The organism is Halomonas sp. H2, from assembly GCF_050215315.1.
Lineage (GTDB): Bacteria > Pseudomonadota > Gammaproteobacteria > Pseudomonadales > Halomonadaceae > Vreelandella.
Window position 1 is genome coordinate 3,294,129 of record NZ_CP189760.1, and the last position, 19,956, is coordinate 3,314,084.

Below are 19,956 nucleotides of genomic sequence, written 5' to 3' on the forward strand. Positions count from 1 at the left end.
ATGGCTCCCGCACCGTCGTGCTGTCAGGTCGGTCGGGGCTTAAGCCCGCTCAATGCGGCAAATGGTGCACTTGGTCTCTTGCATCAGTGTCACCGGATCGTAGCCGTAGGTGGTCGCGGTATTGGCCGCCTCACCAATGACGTACGGGTCAGACCCATCCGGATAGCGGTCGCGCAGACTCTCGCCCTGGAACATGCCGCCAAAGTGGAACGGCATAAATGCCACGTTACGATCGACCCGAGGCGTGACCAGCGCTTTAACTTTCACACGGCCCCCTTCTGCCCCTTCAACCCAGACATCGTCGCCATCTGTGATGCTGAGGTCGTTGGCGTTCGCCGGGTTAATCTCGACAAACATCTCCTGCTGAAGCTCGGCAAGCCAAGACATAGAGCGCGTCTCTTCCCCGCCCCCTTCATACTCAACCAGCCGCCCGGAGGTGAGAATTATCGGATACTCGCCGCTGTTATCGCGATCCTGAATGGTTTTGTACATGGTCGGCAGGCGCATGATGGAGTCGAAGTCATCCCAGGTCGGGAAGCGTTCAACCAAATCACGCCGCGTGGTGTAGAGCGGCTCGCGGTGCTTCGGCACCTGGTCGGGGAAAGTCCAGACCACGGCGCGAGCCTTGGCGTTGCCGTAAGGCGCGCAGCCATGTTCAATCGCGACCCGCTGAATACCGCCAGAGAGGTCGGTTTTCCAGTTTTTGCCTTCCGCCGCCTGCTTCTCTTCGGCAGTCAGATCATCCCACCAGCCCAGGTCTTTGAGCAGTTGATCATTGAACTCCGGATAACCGTCATCAATATCGCCACCCACCGGGGCTGATCCTTCCGCCAGAAGGTTGACGCCATCGCGCTCGATACCGAAACGGGCGCGGAAGCCCATGCCGCCTTCCATCACCGGGACGCTAGCGTCATACAGATTAGGTGACCCAGGGTGGCGGAACTCTGGTGTTCCCCAGCAAGGCCATGGCAGTCCATAGTAATCACCGTCTGCAGGACCACCTTCGGCACGCAAGTTCTGGAAGCTGAAGGTGTGCCAGTTTTGCTGGTGCTCTTTGAGGCGTTCGGGGCTTTGGCCGGTGTAGCCTACCGTCCACATACCACGGTTAATTTCACGCAGAATGTCATCGATCAACGGCTCGTCACCGTTCATCTGATAGCTTTTAACCAGCTCATTACCGAAGCCCAACTTCCGGGCAAGCAGGTACATGATTTCGTGGTCGGGTTTGGACTCAAACAGCGGCTCAATCACGCGATCACGCCACTGAAGAGAACGGTTAGTCGCGGTGACACTGCCGGTGGTTTCAAACTGAGTAGCCGCAGGCAGCAGATACACGCCGTCAGTACGATCATGCATTACCGAAGCAACAGTGGGATAAGGGTCAACGATGACCATCATCTCAAGCTTCTGCATGGCTTTTTGCATTTCGACGCCGCGCGTCTGGGAGTTAACCGCGTGTCCCCAGTAAAACATCGCTTTCAACGCGGTACGCTGGGAGATATTCTCGTCCTCTTCGAGCACGCCATCGACCCAGCGAGACACGGTAATACCGGCGGTATACATAGGCTTGCCATCGGCGTATTCGGTGTCGTCATAACGGCCTTTAAGCCACTCGTAGTCGAGATCCCACACCTTCGCCCAGTGCTGCCAAGCGCCTTCCGCCAAGCCGTAGTAGCCCGGCAGCGAGTCGGAGCCCAGCCCCAAGTCGGTGGCGCCCTGCACGTTATCGTGACCGCGCAGAATGTTGGCGCCGCCGCCAGATTTGCCAATATTTCCCAGCGCCAGCTCGAGGATGCAGTAAGCGCGGGTATTGTTGTTGCCGGTGGTGTGCTGCGTGCCGCCCATGCACCACACAACGCAACCAGGACGGTTGTCGGAGAGGCGTTTGGCAACGTCATACATCTCGGCTTCAGATACGCCGGTGATTTCTTCTACGAGGCTAGGCGGGAAGTTGGCGACTTCCGCACGCACTTCATCCATACCGTAAACACGCTGGTTGATGTATTCGCTATCTTCCCAGCCGTTTTCAAAAATATGCCACAGCAGGCCCCAAATATAAGCGACGTCTGTTCCGGGGCGGATACGTACATATTTGTTGGCCTTGGCAGCGGTACGGGTAAAGCGCGGGTCGGCGACGATGATGTCGCAATTATTACGCTCTTTGGCGATCAAGAAGTGCTGCATCGCTACCGGGTGAGCTTCTGACGGGTTCGAGCCAATGAACAGCATCGATTTACTGTTTTGCATATCATTGAGCGAGTTGGTCATCGCCCCGTAACCCCAGGTATTCGCTACGCCCGCCACGGTAGTGGAGTGGCAGATACGCGCCTGGTGGTCGGTGTTGTTGGTGCCCCACAGCGAAGCAAGCTTGCGCATTAAATACGCCTGCTCGTTGCTGAATTTCGCCGAACCCAACCAGTAAACGCTGTCCGGGCCGTGCTCTTCGCGAAGCTCTAAAAGTTTATCGCCAATCTCATTAACGGCGTCATCCCAGCTCATGCGCTCCCACTCGCCCGCTACCAGCTTCATCGGGTATTTAAGACGCCGAGTGGAGTGGCCGTGCTGGCGCAGCGAGGCGCCTTTTGCACAGTGCGCACCGCGGTTGATGGGGTGGTCAAAGGCCGGTTCTTGCTTAGTCCAAATGCCCTCTTGAACTTCCGCGTAAACGCCACAACCCACTGAACAGTGGGAGCAGATAGTGCGTTTGGTCTCGACCGGCGAGTCCAGCACGGGTGTTTTGTCGGCGGCTTCTGAGCGCTGCATCATCGGCGCGCCCATAAAGCCAACGGCAGCCACACCGCCGGTGGCTGCACCACTGCGTTTGAGGAACTGGCGGCGGGAAATACCCAGCCCGGAGGCCTTCGGGGTATCTGTTGTGCGAGTTAAGCGCATGGCAAATCTCCTGGAATTCCGCCGTCAGTCACGCAGCGAGGCGTAATAAGCACGGACGTGATCAGTCTCACGGTAGTTAACCGATTGTTTTTCGTTTTTCACTGGGGTGGTATCAGCCTGAGCCAGGGTGACATGGCCGACCGCCGCCACGGCGCCAGCAGCGGCGGTTCCCAATCCTACGGTTTTGATAAACCGGCGGCGCTCAGAATTGTGTGGCTTATGCATAGGTTTCTCCTCTAGCATGCTTTTATGCAGGGTCTTTTTAGGTAGTTTCTTATACTATTTTTGGCTTTTTGCTGATTTTTTTATGCAGCCTTCGCTAAAGCTCAACAATACGCACCGGCGAGTAGCCCGCGTCAACACTCAAGCGAGCCTGCTCGCTCTCCATAAAAGCGCTCCCCAACTGACCCAGCGCTGCATAGAAAGCGGTGTCTACCTGCCCAAGGTCGGCAAAACAGCTGGCCGCCCAAGGGGCTAAATGCTGACTAAAGAAGTGGGCCTGCTCTTGGCTTGAAGATGCAATGAGCATCACCATCACTTCACACAGTGCGGCCAAGTGATCTTCAGGATCATGGGTATGCTCACTGCGTTCAAAACCGAGAACCCTTAAATCTTGGCGCAGCGCCACCAGCGCGGCTTCCATTAATTCACCATTGCGATACCAGGAGGCATACGGCACCACCTCGCCCTGAATCACCCCCACCAAGTGGCGAAAGTGGGCGCGCTGAAGACGCTCGGGGTCTGCGCCGCCCTCTTGAGCACCGGCTGCTGCTTCTGCCAGCGCCTGCCAGCACTCCGCCAAGCGACTGCCATCTTGTTCAATGGTCAGTTCAGCCAGCCAGTTCAGCAGGTCGGCATCCGGCGCTTGGCGCAACAGGGTGGCAAACAGCCGGTAGATATCGGCGCGTAGCGCATCCGCTTCTTTAAGCGTGGGCAGAGCATCCGTCATCGGCTTATACCTTCAGTTGCGCGTTTGGGTCGCGAATCATGGTTTTCCAAACATCTTTTACCCGGCAGTCTTCGCACATTTCCAAACGAATCATCGCCTCACCGGCAAAATAGGGGTGATTGGCCAGCTTCTCTTTAATAGTAGCTACCGTACTGACGGTGGCAAACGGCTTGCCGCAATTGATGCACTCAAAGGCGGCTTCTTGGTGACAAATATGCCGCGCTTCGCGAGCATCCGCTGCCAGGAAACCAGGCAGCAGCGTGATCGCATTCTCCGGGCAGGCCTGCTCGCACAACCCACACTGCACGCAATCCGCCTCGAGAAAGCTCAGCGCGGGCGTTTTGCCACCGGCCTTGAGCGCCGGGGTTGGGCAGTTGCTGACACAGGCGTGGCACAGCGTGCAGGCGTCGCTATCTACCTGAACAGCGCCATAGGCCGCGCTTACCGGCATTGCCACCCGCTCACCGTTGGGGCTTCCCAACTCGGCTAGACGCGCCAACACGCGGTTCAAGCGTGCGCGTTTTTCTGGCTCGGGCAAACTTAACGGCGCTTCTGTTAAGGGCGTGAGCGCCGGCAGTGCATCACGAGCGGCCGCATCGGCTACATTAATGAGCTGTACGCGGGCACGATCATGGCCCAAGGCGTCCAGTAAAGCGTGCGCCTGGGTGACTTGGTCGGTTAAAAAAGCACTTAGACGGGCGGGCATATTAGGATGCAGTTGAATACGCACTTCGGCGGCCCCGGCGGCCAAGGCGGTTAGCCACTGGTCGTGGCCTGCTGCGCCCAAATCCTCAAGCGGTGCATCGAGCACATGGCCTGCAGGCACTACGCCAGCAGCGCGCTCGGCGTCCTGGGAATCATGGGTAATAAAACGCAGCACCGGCACCTGGCCACCGGCTTCACGGTAGGCGCCTAGCCAAGCGGAGAGCGTATCCTGCTGCCGGCGTGTTTCCGGCACGCGAAACTCAATAGCGCCAGTGGGGCAGGCGCTGGTGCAACTGCCCACGCCTTGGCAAAGATAGGGGTCAATTTCGATATGCGACTCAATGCGGCCTTGAATGCTGGAGATAGCATCCGCCGGGCAGACATCCAAACAGCGGGTACAGCCAATATTGCCGCTGGTGGAGTGGGCGCATAAGTCACTGTTAACCTGAAAGTAGCGCGGCTTGTCGAATTCGCCTACCAATCCCACAAAGCTGTCGAGCGTTTCGCCGCGCTGCTCAACGTCCTGCCACTGCATTACCACATAGCCTGGCGGCGATAACTCCACCGGCAGGCAAGGAGTGGCATTTAAATCCAAGATTAGATCAAACGCCTCTCGCTCGATCAGCGCACGGGCAAGATCAAGCGGCTCATCGCCATCAAGCATCGTTTTAAACATGCCCAAATGGCCGCTAATGCGCAGCTTTTCGGCCTGGGCACGGGTTAGCGCCTGGGTAGTGAGGATCTCGGTGGCAGCGAGCAAGTCGCTATCATTTTCCCCGCCGTCAACATCTGCGGCGTTGGGCGCGGTGAACACCAGCGTCAATGACGCCAAGCCACGCCCCTGTAGAATACGCGCAGCTTGCCGGGTATCGCGCTCACTGCCGAGCAGCAGCGCATGACCTCGGCTGTGATAGGTCACATTGGCAGGCGTTAGGTTAGCGGGCCAAGAAATACGCTGGCGTACCGTCTCCCGAGCCTCGGCATTGCGCTGGTCGTCTACCGACGCCAGTTGGATTCGTTGGTTCATGCTTTCTCACGGTCATGGAATAATTCTTATTATATTTCTAAGTACTAATGATTAATTATTATGACATAACAATCCGTTGAAGCTAAGTTCAGCCTATGCCGTTAGGCCTATTTTCGCCAACGTCGTTATCGTCAACGCTGCCAACGCTAGCCGCTTAAAAAACCCTAAGCCACTATTTTAGTGCTGTTTTTCATTCAAGTATCTTTCGTCTGAACGCCAGATAAAACATCAGACTGGTCGTCTAGTTGGGCTTGTTTTACGTTTTGTTGTTTTGAAAGCGGCTCCTGCTCGCTTGCCGCCTCACCTGCCTCCTTATTGACTGCTACGTCTTCCTTAGATTCAGGCTCAGCTTGGGAATCATCCACCGGCTTATCGACTGCCTCTTCCACTTTGTTCGTCCAGCGACGCAGCTTACCGGCGAGCTCTGCCGTCATCGGCTTCAACAGCTTATTATAATCGGCATCGTAGTCATCCAGGCCATCGCGCACGTTGTAGTTACCGGTGGCCCACAGCCGCTTTAACGCTTGCCTGCGTAAAGGGCCGCTGACCCCAGGCGCCATAAACGCGCTGAAATCGCTGCCCGCTTCTAATGTATCTGGATCAGGCAACGTATGGTCGAGGCTACCCGGTTCGGGTTCTGGCGCATGGTTTGACTCTGGCGCTTCCGTTAATTCAGACGCGCTTTGCGACCGCTCGGCCTGATTATGAAGCGCACTATTTGGCTCTTCAGATGGCTCTTCAGATAGTTCATCAGCCGGGTCGCGGGCAAGTAACGACCCAGGTGGCGCGTCCTCTGCCTTTGCAACGTTGCGTTTAAGACGCGACCAGCGCTCTAAGCGGCTCATTCTGGCTGCTCCCGGGTGGGTGTTTCTTTGGCACGCCCGGCACCTTTACGTTTTTTCTTGCGCATTTCCATCGGCGCTTCGCCGTGACGCGCAAGATAGCTCTCAATCCACACCTGAATAGCCATGGGCATGGGAGCTTCGAGTACCTGCTGCTCGCCATCCATCCACCCGGCCGCAACATCCTGACTAGCGGTGATGGCATCCGGCTTGGGCGTTTGCCCGGTAAAACCAGCCCTTACAAACAGCCGCGGAGTAGTCGATGTGAGATTGAAACGATAGGCCGCCCGCTCGGTCATCGACAGCTGAAGGTTAAGCACGTTAGCTCCCTGATCGCCCAGGGTAAGCTCAGCAATACGCCACTGCGTCAGCGTAAACTGCTTTACCTGTTTGGGTTCAGCCACCAGGGTAATGCTGATTGGGCGTAAATTATCGTTCATATTTTAAAAACCCTGACCCTTGAATGGGTAGACAAGTAAGCATCCCCAGCGCCATCATCGTCAACCCTGTCGTTTTGCGAGAACCATTTCGCGAGGATTACCCATGCCCGCCCTTCAGCCTGCCCTTCAGATAAGCCGAGCTCGCTTACCGGCCACCACCGAGATCAGTATCGTTGACGAATACGGCGATGCGCGTCAGCAGGCGATTGCCGCTGAACGGGCATTGACGGTGTACCTCAACAAGCGTGAAATTGTCACCTTAATGACCCTGGGCGACGACCCCGAGGCGTTGGTAGTGGGCTACCTGCGCAATCAGGGGCTGCTACGCGCCGCCGACGACCTCGAAGCAGTGCAGGTCGACTGGGAGGTAGAGGCAGCGGTGATTGTTACCCGCCATTTGCCGGAAGATCTGGAGGCACGCCTAAGCACTCGCACTGTCACTACCGGCTGCGGCCAGGGCACAGTGTTTGGTAAATTGCTCGACCAGACGGCACTCACTGCGCTGCCCCACACGCAGTTAGCACAATCCACCCTTTATCAGCTGCTGCAAAACCTCAACGCCTATAATGAGACGTATCGCAGCGCGGGCGCCGTGCATGGCTGCGCGCTGTGCCATCAAACAGAGGTATTGGATTTTGTCGAAGACGTAGGCCGGCACAACGCTGTGGATACGCTGGCGGGCCGCCAGTGGTTGCAGCAGGCAGACAGCGCCAATGCAGATATCTTCTACACGACAGGGCGACTGACCTCCGAGATGGTGCTAAAAGTGGCGCAAATGGGCATTAGCGTGCTGGTATCGCGCTCCGGCGTTACCCAAAAAGGCGTCGAGCTGGCCGAGCGCTTTGGCGTCATGTTGATTGCCCGCGCCAAAGGCCGCCACTTCCAGGCCATCAATACCCACCGCCGTTTAACGCTGGACGCTATTCCGGCTCGGCCCTCCCATGCTCGTTCATCCAAAGAGGCTAGCTCATGACTCCCATTAAAGAACTCACCGGCATGATTCTCGCCGGTGGTGAAGGACGCCGGATGGGTGGTCGCGACAAGGGGCTTGAGCCGTTCGCGGGCCTGCCGCTCGTTGGCCATGTGGTGAAACGCCTTGAAGGCCAGGTAGCCGAGCTGCTAATTAATGCCAACCGCAATGCCGACACCTACCAATTTTTTGCTGACCGCGTGATTGCGGATCTGGTAATGGACGGTGCCGAAGAAGGCTTCAAAGGCCCGCTAATGGGAATTTATAGTGGCCTACGCGCGGCAAAAACACCCTGGTTACTGGTGGTTCCCTGCGACTCCCCCGCCCTGCCCGACGATTTAGTCGCCCGTATGGTGGCAGGCATCGCCTCAGAAAGCGGCGACTGTGACATCGCCGTAGCCTTTGACGGCGAACGGCTACACCCGGTGGTCGCGCTACTGCGCACCTCCTTGGCCGATGATTTGGCCGCCACGCTTGCTGAAGGCGAGCGCAAGATTGATCGTTGGTATGCGCGCCACGCCTGGCGCCGGGTCGATATGTCCGACTGCCCTGAGGCCTTTGCCAACCTTAATACGGAGGAAGAGAAAATGCGTCTGGAAGCAGCGCTTGAAAATGATGCCAACGCGAAAAAGAAAACCACATGACGCTCTCCTGCTTTGACCTTGGTGAACAGATGCTTAGCGTTGACGAAGCGCGTCAGGCGCTCGCCACGTTGATTGAGCGTCCGCTGGGCAGTGAACAGATACCGCTGGCGCAGGCCTATGGCCGCCGTTTGGCGGTAGCTCTGCAGGCACCGATTAACGTGCCACAAAATACCAACGCAGCGATGGATGGTATAGCGCTGGCCTGGAACGAACCCTCTCCCGTTCAGACTCACTGGCCGCTGGCGGGAGATGTTTTTGCCGGACAGTACCGCAGCGAACCCGTGCCTCTCGGCCAGTGCGTGCGTATTACCACGGGCGCCCCGCTGCCACCAGGCACCGATACCGTCATTATGCGTGAACAGCTGGATGAGCAACCTGAGCAGGTCGTCATTGAGTTTCCCGAACATATCAAGCGCGGTCAGCACGTTCGTCAAGCCGGTGAAGACATTGCTATTGGCGACACTGCACTACCGGCTGGCGCGCGGCTCGATGCCGCTGCGCTGGGGCTGATAGCGTCACTGGGTTATGCCGAAATCGTCGTATGTAAGCGCCCAAGGGTCGCGATTTTTTCCACCGGCAATGAAGTCACTGCCCCCGGTGAACCACTGCCTCAGGCAGGCATTTACGATGCCAACCGCTTTACGCTGACCGGCCTGCTCATTGAACAGGGCGCTGACGTGATCGATCTGGGCATTCTGCCGGACGACTTGGACGCCACCAAAACGGCGCTTAAGCAGGCCGCAGAGCAGAGCGATTTAGTCATCACCAGCGGCGGCGTATCGGTGGGTCAAGCAGACTTCACCCGCGACGCCCTGGAACAGCTGGGCCGCCTGGCTTTCTGGCGCGTAGCGTTGCGTCCTGGCCGCCCCATGGCCTGCGGCTGGTTGGGCGAAACGCGTACGCCGTTTGTGGGCTTGCCCGGCAATCCGGTGGCGGTCATGGTAACCTTTCTACAGTTTGTGAAGACGCTGCTGGATCAGCTTTATGGGCAGCCGATAATGCCGCCCCAGCGCCTAAATGCGATAGCTGATAACGTCATAAAAAGCCGCTTAAAGCGTACTGATTTTATTCGCGGCATCTACCATACTGATGAACAGGGACAGTTACACGTGCGTAGCACCAGCGCCCAGGGTTCGGGCATCTTGACCTCGATGGTAGCTGCGAACTGTTTAATTGAGCTTGCCGACGACCAAGACGGCGCGCAACCAGGCGAGGTAGTCAGCATACAATCACTAACGGGATGGCTATGATCGAGCAACGATCCTTACAACAACAGTCTCAAGCACAAGCTAACCAGCAGTTGATCGACGGCTTTGGTCGACGCATCAGTTACGTGCGTATCTCGGTCACCGATCGCTGTGATTTCCGTTGCGTGTACTGCATGAGCGAGGAGATGACCTTTTTACCCCGCGCCCAAGTGCTCACGCTGGAAGAGATTGCTATGGTCGCCCGCGCCTTCACCGAGCTTGGGGTTGAGAAAATCCGCCTTACCGGGGGCGAGCCTTTAGTGCGCCGCGGCATTGAGCAACTGGTCGATGAGATCGGCGCTATGCCCGGCCTTAACGATTTTACCATGACCACTAACGGCGCCAGCCTGCGCAAGCACGCCAAGCAGCTCTACGCCAGCGGTCTACGGCGGCTGAATATCAGCCTCGATTCGCTGGACGCCGAGCGCTTCAAGCAGCTCACCCGCACCGGTGATTTGGCTAAAGTCATCGACGGCATTCACGCCGCACAGGAAGCCGGCTTTAAACGTATCAAGCTCAACGCGGTGATTTTAAAAGGTCGTAACGACGATGAAGTGATCGACCTGGTCACCTTTGCCCGCCAGCAAGGCCTCGATATTAGCTTTATCGAAGAGATGCCGCTGGGCGACGTTTCCGACCACTCTCGAGCGGAGACCTTCTACTCCAGCGACGATGTCCAAGCGTTGATCGAAACGCGCTACCCGTTGATCCCCACCACCGAAACCACCCCCGGCCCTTCGCGCTACTTCAAAATGGCCGATAGCGACAGCCGCGTAGGGTTTATCTCGCCCCATAGCCACAACTTTTGCGATACCTGCAACCGCGTCCGCGTCACCGTTGAAGGGCGGTTGCTGCTCTGCTTAGGCAACGAGCACTCGGTGGATCTGCGCGCCGTACTGCGCCGTCACCCCGGCAACATGCAGGTGCTGAAAGAGGCCATTATCAACGCTCTGCCGCTAAAGCCGGAGCGTCATCACTTCACCACTGACGGCGATGTGCAGGTAGTGCGCTTTATGAATATGACGGGAGGCTAAGCGTTGGCAGCATTACAAGGATTGGCCAAACTAAAAGTGCCGGTGCATATCATCACCGGTTTTCTCGGTAGCGGTAAAACCACGCTTATCCACAGCCTGATTGAACAGAAGCCTGTGGATGAAAAGTGGGCCATCCTGGTCAACGAATTTGGTCAAATCGGCATCGACCAAGCGATGTTTGATGCCCGCGACGATGTGGTGGTGAAAGGCTTGCCCGGCGGCTGCCTGTGCTGTCAGCTCGCTTTTGTACTCCAAGCGGCGCTCGTTAACCTGCTGGCGCGCAGCAAGCCTGATCGGGTAATTATCGAGCCCTCCGGCCTTGGCCACCCGGCAGGCCTGCTGGATCTACTGCGCGGCGAAGCCTTTCAAGAGGTGGTTGAAGTGCGCGACATTATTGCCACTCTCGACCCACGCCGAATGGATGACCCACGCGCCCTGCAGCACGATACCTTCCGCGATCAGCTCGATATGGCCGATGCCGTGGCGCTGACCATGCTCGACCACAGCACCCCCGAACAGCTCAGCGCCGCCCACGCTTTTGTGGCTGACCGTTGGCCGCCGCGCAAATGGGTGCAGGAAGCCCCGCAAGGCGAACTACCGATAGCGCTGCTGACCCAAAGCGGGAGCGCCAAAACGAGCGATACCAGCGTCCCCGCTAGTCATCAACAGTTGGCTGCGGCTCCCAGCTTACCAGGGGCATTCTTTGATTTTCCGCCCCCGCCCGGCAAGCCCCAGCGTGAAACCGGCACCTCGCTGGGCTACACCAGTACAGGGTTACGCTGGCACCCAAGCGAATGCTTTGATCTAGATCGTCTCGCCGCTTATTTGGGCGAGCTTCCCAGGGAGGCACGCATTAAAGGCGTGTTTCATACCGATAGCGGCTGGAAACGTCTCAACCGCGCAGCGGGCACGCTGAGCATTGAAAGCAGCGCGTGGCGTCAGGATTCACGTCTGGAAGTTATTCTCCCCGAATCACTGAATAAACCCTGCGCTGAACTCGAAGCCGCTTTGGCCGCGTTGGCCTGACTCTCAAGCACTTGCTGAACAGTGGGGGCGGTCGCGTTTTACGCAACGCACTGTTCCCGCTTAAAAGGGCGACAAAATAGAGCGCGACTGCGATTATGAGAAACTATCGCATATAAAATATTTTCTCATAAAAGGAAGGCCAATGAAGTTTGCCATCACCGCTGCGTTACTCTTGGCCACTGCCAACGCTAGCGCCGACCAGCGTATCGCCACCTTCGATTTAGGCAGTTTAGATACCCTTGATGCACTTGGTTTGAGCGAGCAGGTGGTGGGCATACCTAAAGCAAGCTTGCCCAACTATTTAGAGCAGTACGCGGGAGATAGCTACACCGATATCGGCGGCCTGCGCTCACCGGACATGGACGCCATCCGCGCAAGCGAGCCCAGTCTGATTGTCTACACCGGCCGTCAGGGTGATTGGGAAGACGAACTTGGCGAGATCGCCCCACTGCTGAATACCAGCCTGCAAAGCGATGATTATCTCAACGCTTTTGACTCCAATGTGCGCGAACTGGCGAGTCGTTTAGAGGCGGAAAGCGACGCAGAAAAGGCGCTTGAAACACTACATGCCGAAATAGAGACCCAGCGCGAAGCGTTAAGCAACACTCCCCGTGCGCTGGTGGTGACCCACAACGGCGGCAACCTGATGCTGAATCGGCACCCGGTGGTTCACGACGTGCTGGGCGTCGCAGTACTTGAGATACCGGATAGCGTCACTTCCGAGACACGCGGCACGCGTACCTTTACCCCGCTCTCCCCTGAGGCGATTGGCGAGATTAATCCCGACGTAGTTCTAGTGATTGACCGCAGTGCCGCGATTGGCGATGAGCCTGCCGATGCGGATGCCCTAGCGCAAACGCTGTCAGATGCCGGTGCCGAAAACGCCCGGGTCGTTATGCTCACACCCGCGCTGTGGTACCTCTCCGGCGGCGGCCTGCAGAGCCTTAAGCTGCAGATTGAAGAAGTCGCCGCAGCGCTGAACTAAACGCTCTCTGCTAATCGGCGTGGATTTTGATGCGATAAAGCACGCAGTAAACCACCGGCAGCACCACCAGGGTTAACAGCGTGGCGACGCCAAGGCCTCCAATCAGCGCCACCGCCATGCTGGCAAAGAAGGCGTCGCTAATCAGCGGAATCATCCCCAGCATGGTGGTCAGCGCAGCCATCGCTACCGGGCGTACCCGGCTAACGGCCGCCCGCACTACCGCGTGGTAACGGTCTTGATGCAGCGGCAGTTGTACGTTGATCTCCTCCACCAGCACGATGGCGTTTTTGATCACCATGCCGATCAAGCTCAGCGTGCCCAGCAGCGCCATAAACGAGAACGGCAACCCGGTAATCAACAGCGCGCCCACCACGCCGATAATGGTCAGCGGCACCAGCGACCAAATCGCCAGCGGTTGGCGGAAGTTGTTGAATAGCACCACGGTGAGGATAAACATCATCACGATACCCAGCGGCAGCGAGGCAAATAGCCCGCTCTGCGCTTCGCCTGCGGTTTCAAACTCGCCGCCCCACTCCAATCGATAACCTGATGGTAGCTCCAACGCCTCTACCTGGGGGCGGATTTCGGCCAAGACGCTGGCCGCGGTTACGCCGCTTAACGGGTCTGGCTCGCCGTATACCGCCAGCATGCGTTCGCGGTTGCGGCGCATAATCAGCGAGTCGGCCGCCTGGGTGGTGATATCACTGATGACCTGATCAGCGGTGATATAGCGCCCCTGCTCTTCGCTCCACACATTAAGCGAGCCAAGATTATCGACGTCGTGGCGCTGCTCGGGAATTGCCCGCGCCACCATGGGAATCAGGTCACTACCGTCGCGATAAATACCCACCTGACTGCCGCTGGTACTCAAAGCAAGCGTACTCGCCAAGTCCTCGCGAGTAACGCCGAGCCTGCGCGCCGTGTCTTCCAAAAACACCGGCTCAATCGCCTGCACGCGGTTGCGCCAGCTGGTGCGCACGCTGGTCATATTGGGTGTGTCACGGAACATGGCTGCTATCTGATCACCTAGCTGGCGCAACACTTGCGGGTCACTGCCATAGAAGCGCGCCTCCAGCTTGGCTTTCGGCGCTGGGCCAACCTCCAGCGGCGCTATTTTATAGTCGATATCGCTGTGATCGCGCTCCAAAACCCGCCCAACCTCCGCCATACGCTCACGCTGAATAGCTTTATTGCCAGTTTCGACAATCAGTTGCGCGTAGCTTGCGTAGCGGTCTTCCGGCGCATAGGTCAAGGTAAAGCGCTGCGCGCCACCGCCTACCGTGGTGGTTAGATGGCGAATACCCTGCATCTCCATAATGCTGTTTTCTAACTCACTCACACGGCGCTGGGTTTCAAGGATATCCGTGCCTTCCGGCGTGCGATAATCGATAAAAAAGATCGGTGTGTTAGAGGCTGGGAAAAAGGCATTTTTGACCGAACCAAAGCCGACGACCGCACCCACTAAGACCGCCACCATCAGCACCAGGGTTAACCAGCGCCAGCGAATCCCCGTCATAATCACGCGCCCCACAAAGCGATAAACACCGCCTTTATAGGGATCCTCCTGGCCATCGCCAGGCGCGATGTTGCGGAAAAACAGCTTAAAGTAGAACGGTGTTAACGTCAGCGCGGTAATCCAGCTCAGCAGCAGCGAGTAGAGCAGTACAAAAAACAGCGAACCGATAAACTCGCCGGTGGTATCCGGGGAGAGGCCAATCGGCGCGAAGGCGGCAATCGCAATCAGCGTGGCCGCTAACAATGGCCAGGCATTTTGGCGAACCACTTGGTGCGCCGAGTCGCGAATGCTCTGGCCGCGCTTCAAGCCCACCAACATGCCTTCGGTGACCACAATGGCATTATCTACCAGCATCCCGAGGGCGATAATCAGCGCCCCTAACGATATTTTTTCCAGCTGGAGGCCATGAAAGCGCATCAGCATAAAGGTACCGATGATGGTGATCAGCAGGATAAAGCCCATCAGCAGGCCACTGCGCCAGCCCATAAACAGCATCAGCACCACGATCACAATGGCCACAGCCTGCAGCAAACTCATCAAGAAACCCGACACCGCTTCATCAACCACCTGCGGCTGGTTGTAGACCACGTTGAGCTCCATTCCCAGCGGGGTGCGCGCTTGAAGTTCATCCAACCGCTGCTGAAGCCGCGCGCCGACTTCCACTACGTTGACGCCACTTTCAAACGAGACGCCCAGCGACATCGCCGGACGGCCCATATCGCGATAAAGCTGCTGAGGCTGTTCGGCCAAGCCCCGCGACACCTCGGCGATATCGCTTAGCCGCACCAGCTCGCCATCGCCTTCACTCACGATCAGCGCCCGCAAGTCATCAATATCCGCCGCGCTGCCGGTAGGCGTGATACGAAAGCGGCGGCCATCCTGTTTAAGGTGGCCTGCATCGGCTACGGCGTTTTGAGTGTCGAGCAATTGCTGCAGGCGGGTTAAAGGGATGTTCAGCGCACGCAGCCGTTCGCGGTCGACTTCTATATAGATGCGCTCTTCGTGCTCACCGCCCAGCGACACTTTCTCGACGCCGTCTACCAGGGTGAGCTCGCGCTTGAGAAAGTCCGCCTGGTCGGCAAGGTCAGGCATGCTGTAGCCTTCGCCGGTCAGATTGACCATAAACCCAAACACATCGCCGAAATCGTCGTTAACGCGGGATTGGCTGGCGCCCGGTGGTAGCGCTGCCTGTGCATCCTGGACTTTACGCCTGAGCGAATCCCATAGCTGCTCCAACTGCTCATTCTGCACCGTGCTTTCAAGCTCGATGGTGATCTGCGAGAGGCCGTCGGAGCTGACCGAGCTAACGCGTTTGATCGATGACATTCCCTGGATTGATTCTTCCAGCGTCGAGGTGACTTCCTGCTCAACCTCTTCCGGCGTAGCCCCCGGGTACTGGGTGGTAATCAGGGCGTTGCGAATGGTGAACTCGGGAAATTCCAACTGACCCATGCCTAAAAAAGACAATGCGCCGCCGGCCAGCAGTACCACGGTCATTAAATAGCTGGCTGCTCGATGGCGTAAAAAGTAATCGACCATCTTATAGCCCCTGCTCTTTTTCCCACGGAGTCACTTTGGTGTCCGCGGTTAGGCGGTGGGCACCCGCTGATACGATACGGTCTTCCGCCGCCAGCTCGCCACTGACCTCAAGGCCGGAGGACGTCAATCGGCCGACGTTGACGGGGACTGCCTCGACGCTTTCAGGTGCTACAAAGCGCCATACCTGTGCCTGCTCCGGGTCGTCCCCTGCGTAACTGACGGCGTCTGGGGGTAGGTGCCAAAGCGGTGAAGCGTTTGCGGTTTGCAACGAACTTAAATCCAAACGCACGTTGGCGCTCATGCCATCCAACAGCGTGATATCGTCCGGCTGGGGCAGCGTGAGGGTGACTTCATAAGCCAAGCTTTGCGCGCTGGCTTGAGTGGTATAGGAGGCTAGCTGGGCGAGGTAGGGTTTATCGCTATTGCCAAAACGCACCTCGAAGGCGATCTCATCACCCAATGGGCCCGCTCCGTCACCTCGAGGCATACGCTGTACAATTTGCTCGGGCAGATGAAACACCACGTCCAACTGCCCCGGCTGCTGAATCACCGCAACGGTTTCCTGCACCTGAACAATCTGGCGGTTATCCACCGGTACTTGGGCAATCACCCCATCGTAGGGCGCGCGTAGCTGGGTATGCGTGACCTGCTCCTGGGCCTGCTCAAAGGTGGCGCGGGCAGCCCGCCACTCGCTCTGCGATTCGTCAAACTGGGATTGACTGACCGCCCCGCGCTCCAGGGTATAGCGCATGCGTTCTAGCATCGCCTTGGCCAACTCCAAGCGCGAGCGCGCGCTATCCAGCTCGCTCTGGGCATTGCGATCATCAATACGCGCAATTATCTCGCCTTCGCTGACCTGCTGGCCGGGGCTAACGTTGAGCTCAAGCAGTTCACCCGCCATACGAAACGAGAGATTGCTGCGCGTGGTCGCTTCCACCCGCGCTGGAAACTGGCGAAGTGCCGAGGCGCTTGCGGACTCCAGGGTCATCAACTTCACCGGTCGTGCCGACGCTTCTGGTTGCGCCTGAGGTTGCTCGCAGCCCATTAGCACAAGCAAGGCCAGTAGGACTGGCAGTAAACGTAGCTGGGTCGCGCGCACGATAGGCTCCTTGGTGGCGGTCGATACCGCTTTTCAACGTAAAATTTAGAAAACAGCAACATTTAGAGGGCAGCATAAAGTAATATACGCTTCACTGACATTCATGAATGTCAGTGAAGCGTATATTACTCACCACGCGGCGACTTGGCTATCTATCAGTGCCAAAATACCGCTAATGCTATCAATAGGAGCCGCTATGTCCCGTCGTAAGGCCGACGCCGAGCGTACCCGCGAGGCGATTCTCGATGCTGCGGAAACCACATTTCTTGCCCAGGGCGTTTCGCGCACTACTTTGGCGCATATCGCCCAGGCGGCAGGCGTGACAAGGGGGGCTATTTATTGGCACTTTGAAGATAAAGCAACGCTCTTCAATGCATTACTCGAGCGGGTCAGACTGCCGCTGGATGGCATCGTTGAAGATGCCGTAGCACGGCTGGCAGATACACCGGCTGAATGCCTGCGAGACATCGCCCAGAGCTCGCTCGCCGCTATATGTCACGACCTGCCGCTACAGCGGGCAGCAACGATTGTGCTGCACCGCTGCGAAAAACTCGAAGACGACCACCCGCGCATCAGCATGATTACGCGACTGTCGGAACATGCGGTGGCCCGGGTCGAGCAACTGTTCGAACAAGTTCAGCAGCAGGGCCAGCTACGCGCCGACCTGACACCCGTAAACGCTCGCCGACAGTTTCACGGCTTTCTGATTGGTACTTGCTTTGATTGGCTGCAAGACACTCACCAGCATTCGTTGGATGACGACCGTGACAGCATCGTCGAAACATTGATGCGCGGGCTCTTGGTGGGCTAGCCCCGTACGTCTAAACCCCAGACGCCTAGTAGAACTGGTCAATACCAAATAGATGGATGTGCACACGTTGCCTGAGCGTGTTAGTTGAGTCCTCTTACACATAGCAGCGCTTAATTCACGTCCAACACATAACCATAAAACGCGGTATTGCGCTGCCAGCGTATTCTCTGGATGCATTCTTGTAGTAGTGTATCTTTCTTTACAGGCTTAGTTATAAATCAAATGAAAAGGGGACAACACGTTCCCAATGGGGTCAACGTGGTTCAATCGTTCTCTTCGCACACAGAATCCCGCGCCTCACGATGTAAGGCATGGAGCGTGCACATATTTACCGCCAGCGGTGTGCTGCTCGGAACGATGGCGCTGCTCGCACTGGTCGACAACAATCCAGTCGCTTGTCTCCTATGGCTAGGCGCCGCGATGATGATCGACGGTATTGATGGCACCCTGGCGCGCAAATATGAAGTCAAGGCCATACTGCCCCACTTTGATGGCTCAACGCTTGATATGGTCATCGACTACCTGACCTGGGCCTTTATTCCCGCTCTGTTTATCTACTACTTCATTGAATTGCCGCCCTATTTAGGGCTGCTATCAGTGTTTATTATTTTGCTGTCATCGATGTTCTGTTTCTGCAACGTCGATATGAAAAGCCAGGATAATTACTTTGTTGGCTTTCCCGCCGCCTGGAACATCGCCTCCGCCTATTTTTATATTCTCGATTTCCCGCCTTTTATCACCTTTGCCTCTATCGTTCTCCTAGCCATCCTCACCGTAACCCGAATGAAGTTTCTGCATCCTTTTCGGGTGCGCTTATTTATGCCACTCAATATCGCCGTCACCCTGGTGTGGTGTGTATGCGCCACGTCACTGGTGCTCTCCAGCCCAGAGCATGCTGCCTGGGCACTATGGGGATGGGGCATAACATCGGCTTATTTCATCGGTATGTGCCTGTGGCGTACCGCTCAAGAGTGGTTCGATTAACGGATGGGTAGCTGATGGCCAACGATTTTATCGCCCCCGACGGGCACCCCCGCTGCCAATGGTGTGGCGGCGCGGCGGAGTTTCTGCCCTACCATGACAACGAGTGGGGCTTTCCAGTAGATGACGACCAGCGACTGTTCGAAAAGCTGTGTTTAGAGAGTTTTCAGTCGGGCTTAAGCTGGCGCACTATTCTCAATAAACGCGAAAACTTTCGCGCCGCTTTTCAGCACTTCGATTTTCACCAAGTCGCCCACTTTGGCGAAGACGATGTACACCGCTTACTTCAAGACGCAGGGATTATTCGCCACCGCGGTAAGATCGAAGCAACGATTAATAATGCGAAGCGGGCGCAAGACATGACCGAACAGGAAGGCTCTCTGGCAGCCTTCTTCTGGCGTTTCGAGCCTACCGAATTAGCGACACCACAAACTCAGACCACCTCGCCCGAATCCGTAGCAATGGCGAAAGAACTGAAAAAGCGCGGCTGGAAATTTTTCGGCCCCACCACTGCGTTTGCCTTTATGCAGGCCATGGGGCTGCTCAATGACCACTCGCTAAACTGCGTTACCCGCGAACGCGTAGAGCAGGCGCGGCAACAGTTTCAGCGTCCCACCTAAAGCCATCTTATTAGGAGCGCCCCCATGAAGCCGAAAATCAGCCTGATCACGCTTGGCGTAAACGACCTGCAACGCGCTATCCGCTTTTACCGTGAAGGCCTAGGCCTGCCGGAGCACAAAACGGATAGCGATGAGGTCGCCTTTTTCAAAATGGAAGGGGCTTGGTTATCACTTTTCCCACGTGAAGAGCTAGCTAAAGATATCGGCATCCACAGCGAGTCACCTAGTGGCTTCAGCGGTATCACGCTGGCTCATAATGTCGCCAGCCAAGACGCCGTTGATCAACTGCTCGAACAAGCGGTTGCCGCAGGCGCTGAGCTGATCAAGCCAGCGGAAGAGGTATTCTGGGGTGGTTATTCCGGCTACTTCCGCGACCCAGAAGGCCACTACTGGGAAGTCGCCTATAATCCGTTCATGGATTTGACGTAAGGCAACCCTCATTGCCCAAGAGCGGATAAGTCCAGAAGCACCTTCTGGCTACTCGGGGAACGTAGATGAAACTTTCTATAGTGAGCGCAAGGTTTGGCATCCAATTGAATAGCTTGCCCCGTCAATAGCCCATAGGTGATAAACGTCGGATCAGGTGCCATCAGTTGCAATATATTTGCCGCGACCGGGCCGTTCTACCG

18 protein-coding genes are annotated in these 19,956 nt (G+C 57.0%); 10 read left to right on the plus strand and 8 right to left on the minus strand.

Annotated features, from left to right (window positions below):
- Positions 1-39 precede the first annotated feature (39 nt).
- The 6 genes from ACQE2I_RS15340 to ACQE2I_RS15365 all read right to left on the minus strand — a co-directional run bounded on the left by ACQE2I_RS15340 (position 40) and on the right by ACQE2I_RS15365 (position 6,855).
- A complete protein-coding gene (locus ACQE2I_RS15340) occupies positions 40-2,892 on the minus strand; it encodes a molybdopterin-dependent oxidoreductase (RefSeq protein ID WP_427028928.1) in 2,853 nt (950 codons plus the stop codon).
- 24 nt (positions 2,893-2,916) lie between these two features.
- Complete coding sequence (locus ACQE2I_RS15345; protein ID WP_427028929.1) at positions 2,917-3,117, minus strand: twin-arginine translocation signal domain-containing protein; 201 nt, start codon at positions 3,115-3,117, stop codon at positions 2,917-2,919.
- 94 nt (positions 3,118-3,211) lie between these two features.
- The gene (locus tag ACQE2I_RS15350; RefSeq protein ID WP_427028930.1) at positions 3,212-3,841 is read right to left on the minus strand and encodes a TorD/DmsD family molecular chaperone; all 630 of its coding nucleotides are present in this window, start codon (positions 3,839-3,841) and stop codon (positions 3,212-3,214) included.
- Positions 3,842-3,845: 4 nt separating this feature from the next.
- The gene (locus tag ACQE2I_RS15355) at positions 3,846-5,573 is read right to left on the minus strand and encodes a 4Fe-4S dicluster domain-containing protein (RefSeq protein WP_427028931.1); all 1,728 of its coding nucleotides are present in this window, start codon (positions 5,571-5,573) and stop codon (positions 3,846-3,848) included.
- Positions 5,574-5,767: 194 nt separating this feature from the next.
- Positions 5,768-6,418: a DUF3306 domain-containing protein gene (locus ACQE2I_RS15360; protein ID WP_427028932.1), complete on the minus strand. Its 651-nt coding sequence runs from the start codon at positions 6,416-6,418 to the stop codon at positions 5,768-5,770.
- Entirely contained in the window at positions 6,415-6,855 is a 441-nt protein-coding gene (locus ACQE2I_RS15365; protein ID WP_427028933.1) for a DUF3305 domain-containing protein, read from the minus strand. The genes ACQE2I_RS15360 and ACQE2I_RS15365 overlap by 4 nt, the downstream gene beginning before the upstream one ends.
- A gap of 103 nt (positions 6,856-6,958) precedes the next feature.
- Between ACQE2I_RS15365 and ACQE2I_RS15370 the strand changes: the two genes are divergently transcribed.
- The 6 genes from ACQE2I_RS15370 (at position 6,959) to ACQE2I_RS15395 (ending at position 12,761) form a co-directional block, all read left to right on the plus strand.
- On the plus strand, positions 6,959-7,828 hold the full coding sequence (locus ACQE2I_RS15370; protein WP_427028934.1) for a formate dehydrogenase accessory sulfurtransferase FdhD: 870 nt from the start codon (positions 6,959-6,961) through the stop codon (positions 7,826-7,828).
- A complete protein-coding gene (mobA, locus tag ACQE2I_RS15375) occupies positions 7,825-8,469 on the plus strand; it encodes a molybdenum cofactor guanylyltransferase MobA (protein ID WP_427028935.1) in 645 nt (214 codons plus the stop codon). The genes ACQE2I_RS15370 and mobA overlap by 4 nt, the downstream gene beginning before the upstream one ends.
- Positions 8,466-9,719, plus strand: a complete 1,254-nt coding sequence (moeA, locus tag ACQE2I_RS15380) for a molybdopterin molybdotransferase MoeA (protein ID WP_427028936.1) — start codon at positions 8,466-8,468, stop codon at positions 9,717-9,719. The genes mobA and moeA overlap by 4 nt, the downstream gene beginning before the upstream one ends.
- Entirely contained in the window at positions 9,716-10,750 is a 1,035-nt protein-coding gene (moaA, locus tag ACQE2I_RS15385) for a GTP 3',8-cyclase MoaA (RefSeq protein WP_427028937.1), read from the plus strand. Before moeA ends, moaA begins: the two co-directional genes overlap by 4 nt.
- Before the next feature lie 3 nt (positions 10,751-10,753).
- Positions 10,754-11,776: a CobW family GTP-binding protein gene (locus ACQE2I_RS15390; protein WP_427028938.1), complete on the plus strand. Its 1,023-nt coding sequence runs from the start codon at positions 10,754-10,756 to the stop codon at positions 11,774-11,776.
- A 142-nt stretch (positions 11,777-11,918) separates the two neighbouring features.
- Positions 11,919-12,761 (plus strand): ABC transporter substrate-binding protein, encoded by an 843-nt coding sequence (locus ACQE2I_RS15395; protein WP_427028939.1) that lies wholly within the window; start codon positions 11,919-11,921, stop codon positions 12,759-12,761.
- A gap of 10 nt (positions 12,762-12,771) precedes the next feature.
- On the opposite strand, the gene ACQE2I_RS15400 is transcribed toward ACQE2I_RS15395, so the two are convergent.
- Together ACQE2I_RS15400 and ACQE2I_RS15405 are read right to left on the minus strand one after the other, a co-directional pair.
- Entirely contained in the window at positions 12,772-15,816 is a 3,045-nt protein-coding gene (locus tag ACQE2I_RS15400; protein ID WP_427028940.1) for an efflux RND transporter permease subunit, read from the minus strand.
- Position 15,817: 1 nt separating this feature from the next.
- Complete coding sequence (locus ACQE2I_RS15405; RefSeq protein ID WP_427028941.1) at positions 15,818-16,915, minus strand: efflux RND transporter periplasmic adaptor subunit; 1,098 nt, start codon at positions 16,913-16,915, stop codon at positions 15,818-15,820.
- A gap of 196 nt (positions 16,916-17,111) precedes the next feature.
- On the opposite strand from ACQE2I_RS15405, the gene ACQE2I_RS15410 reads away from it, so the two are divergent.
- The 4 genes from ACQE2I_RS15410 to ACQE2I_RS15425 all read left to right on the plus strand — a co-directional run bounded on the left by ACQE2I_RS15410 (position 17,112) and on the right by ACQE2I_RS15425 (position 19,756).
- A complete protein-coding gene (locus ACQE2I_RS15410) occupies positions 17,112-17,726 on the plus strand; it encodes a TetR family transcriptional regulator (protein ID WP_427028942.1) in 615 nt (204 codons plus the stop codon).
- Positions 17,727-17,948: 222 nt separating this feature from the next.
- A complete protein-coding gene (gene pcsA, locus ACQE2I_RS15415; RefSeq protein WP_427028943.1) occupies positions 17,949-18,710 on the plus strand; it encodes a phosphatidylcholine synthase in 762 nt (253 codons plus the stop codon).
- A 14-nt stretch (positions 18,711-18,724) separates the two neighbouring features.
- On the plus strand, positions 18,725-19,327 hold the full coding sequence (locus ACQE2I_RS15420; protein WP_427028944.1) for a DNA-3-methyladenine glycosylase I: 603 nt from the start codon (positions 18,725-18,727) through the stop codon (positions 19,325-19,327).
- A gap of 24 nt (positions 19,328-19,351) precedes the next feature.
- The gene (locus tag ACQE2I_RS15425) at positions 19,352-19,756 is read left to right on the plus strand and encodes a VOC family protein (RefSeq protein WP_427028945.1); all 405 of its coding nucleotides are present in this window, start codon (positions 19,352-19,354) and stop codon (positions 19,754-19,756) included.
- Positions 19,757-19,956: the final 200 nt, after the last annotated feature.

What these genes read in the sequence shown, in the direction of transcription:
- ACQE2I_RS15395 (WP_427028939.1), top strand. Translation starts at nt 11,919, where the DNA reads ATGAAGTTTGCCATCACCGCTGCGTTACTCTTGGCCACTGCCAACGCT.
- ACQE2I_RS15410 (WP_427028942.1), top strand. Translation starts at nt 17,112, where the DNA reads ATGTCCCGTCGTAAGGCCGACGCCGAGCGTACCCGCGAGGCGATTCTC.
- ACQE2I_RS15425 (WP_427028945.1), top strand. Translation starts at nt 19,352, where the DNA reads ATGAAGCCGAAAATCAGCCTGATCACGCTTGGCGTAAACGACCTGCAA.
- mobA (WP_427028935.1), top strand. Translation starts at nt 7,825, where the DNA reads ATGACTCCCATTAAAGAACTCACCGGCATGATTCTCGCCGGTGGTGAA.
- ACQE2I_RS15365 (WP_427028933.1), bottom strand. Translation starts at nt 6,855, where the DNA reads ATGAACGATAATTTACGCCCAATCAGCATTACCCTGGTGGCTGAACCC.
- pcsA (WP_427028943.1), top strand. Translation starts at nt 17,949, where the DNA reads ATGAAAAGGGGACAACACGTTCCCAATGGGGTCAACGTGGTTCAATCG.
- ACQE2I_RS15370 (WP_427028934.1), top strand. Translation starts at nt 6,959, where the DNA reads ATGCCCGCCCTTCAGCCTGCCCTTCAGATAAGCCGAGCTCGCTTACCG.
- ACQE2I_RS15350 (WP_427028930.1), bottom strand. Translation starts at nt 3,841, where the DNA reads ATGACGGATGCTCTGCCCACGCTTAAAGAAGCGGATGCGCTACGCGCC.
- ACQE2I_RS15420 (WP_427028944.1), top strand. Translation starts at nt 18,725, where the DNA reads ATGGCCAACGATTTTATCGCCCCCGACGGGCACCCCCGCTGCCAATGG.
- ACQE2I_RS15340 (WP_427028928.1), bottom strand. Translation starts at nt 2,892, where the DNA reads ATGCGCTTAACTCGCACAACAGATACCCCGAAGGCCTCCGGGCTGGGT.
- ACQE2I_RS15360 (WP_427028932.1), bottom strand. Translation starts at nt 6,418, where the DNA reads ATGAGCCGCTTAGAGCGCTGGTCGCGTCTTAAACGCAACGTTGCAAAG.
- ACQE2I_RS15345 (WP_427028929.1), bottom strand. Translation starts at nt 3,117, where the DNA reads ATGCATAAGCCACACAATTCTGAGCGCCGCCGGTTTATCAAAACCGTA.
- moaA (WP_427028937.1), top strand. Translation starts at nt 9,716, where the DNA reads ATGATCGAGCAACGATCCTTACAACAACAGTCTCAAGCACAAGCTAAC.
- ACQE2I_RS15355 (WP_427028931.1), bottom strand. Translation starts at nt 5,573, where the DNA reads ATGAACCAACGAATCCAACTGGCGTCGGTAGACGACCAGCGCAATGCC.
- ACQE2I_RS15400 (WP_427028940.1), bottom strand. Translation starts at nt 15,816, where the DNA reads ATGGTCGATTACTTTTTACGCCATCGAGCAGCCAGCTATTTAATGACC.
- moeA (WP_427028936.1), top strand. Translation starts at nt 8,466, where the DNA reads ATGACGCTCTCCTGCTTTGACCTTGGTGAACAGATGCTTAGCGTTGAC.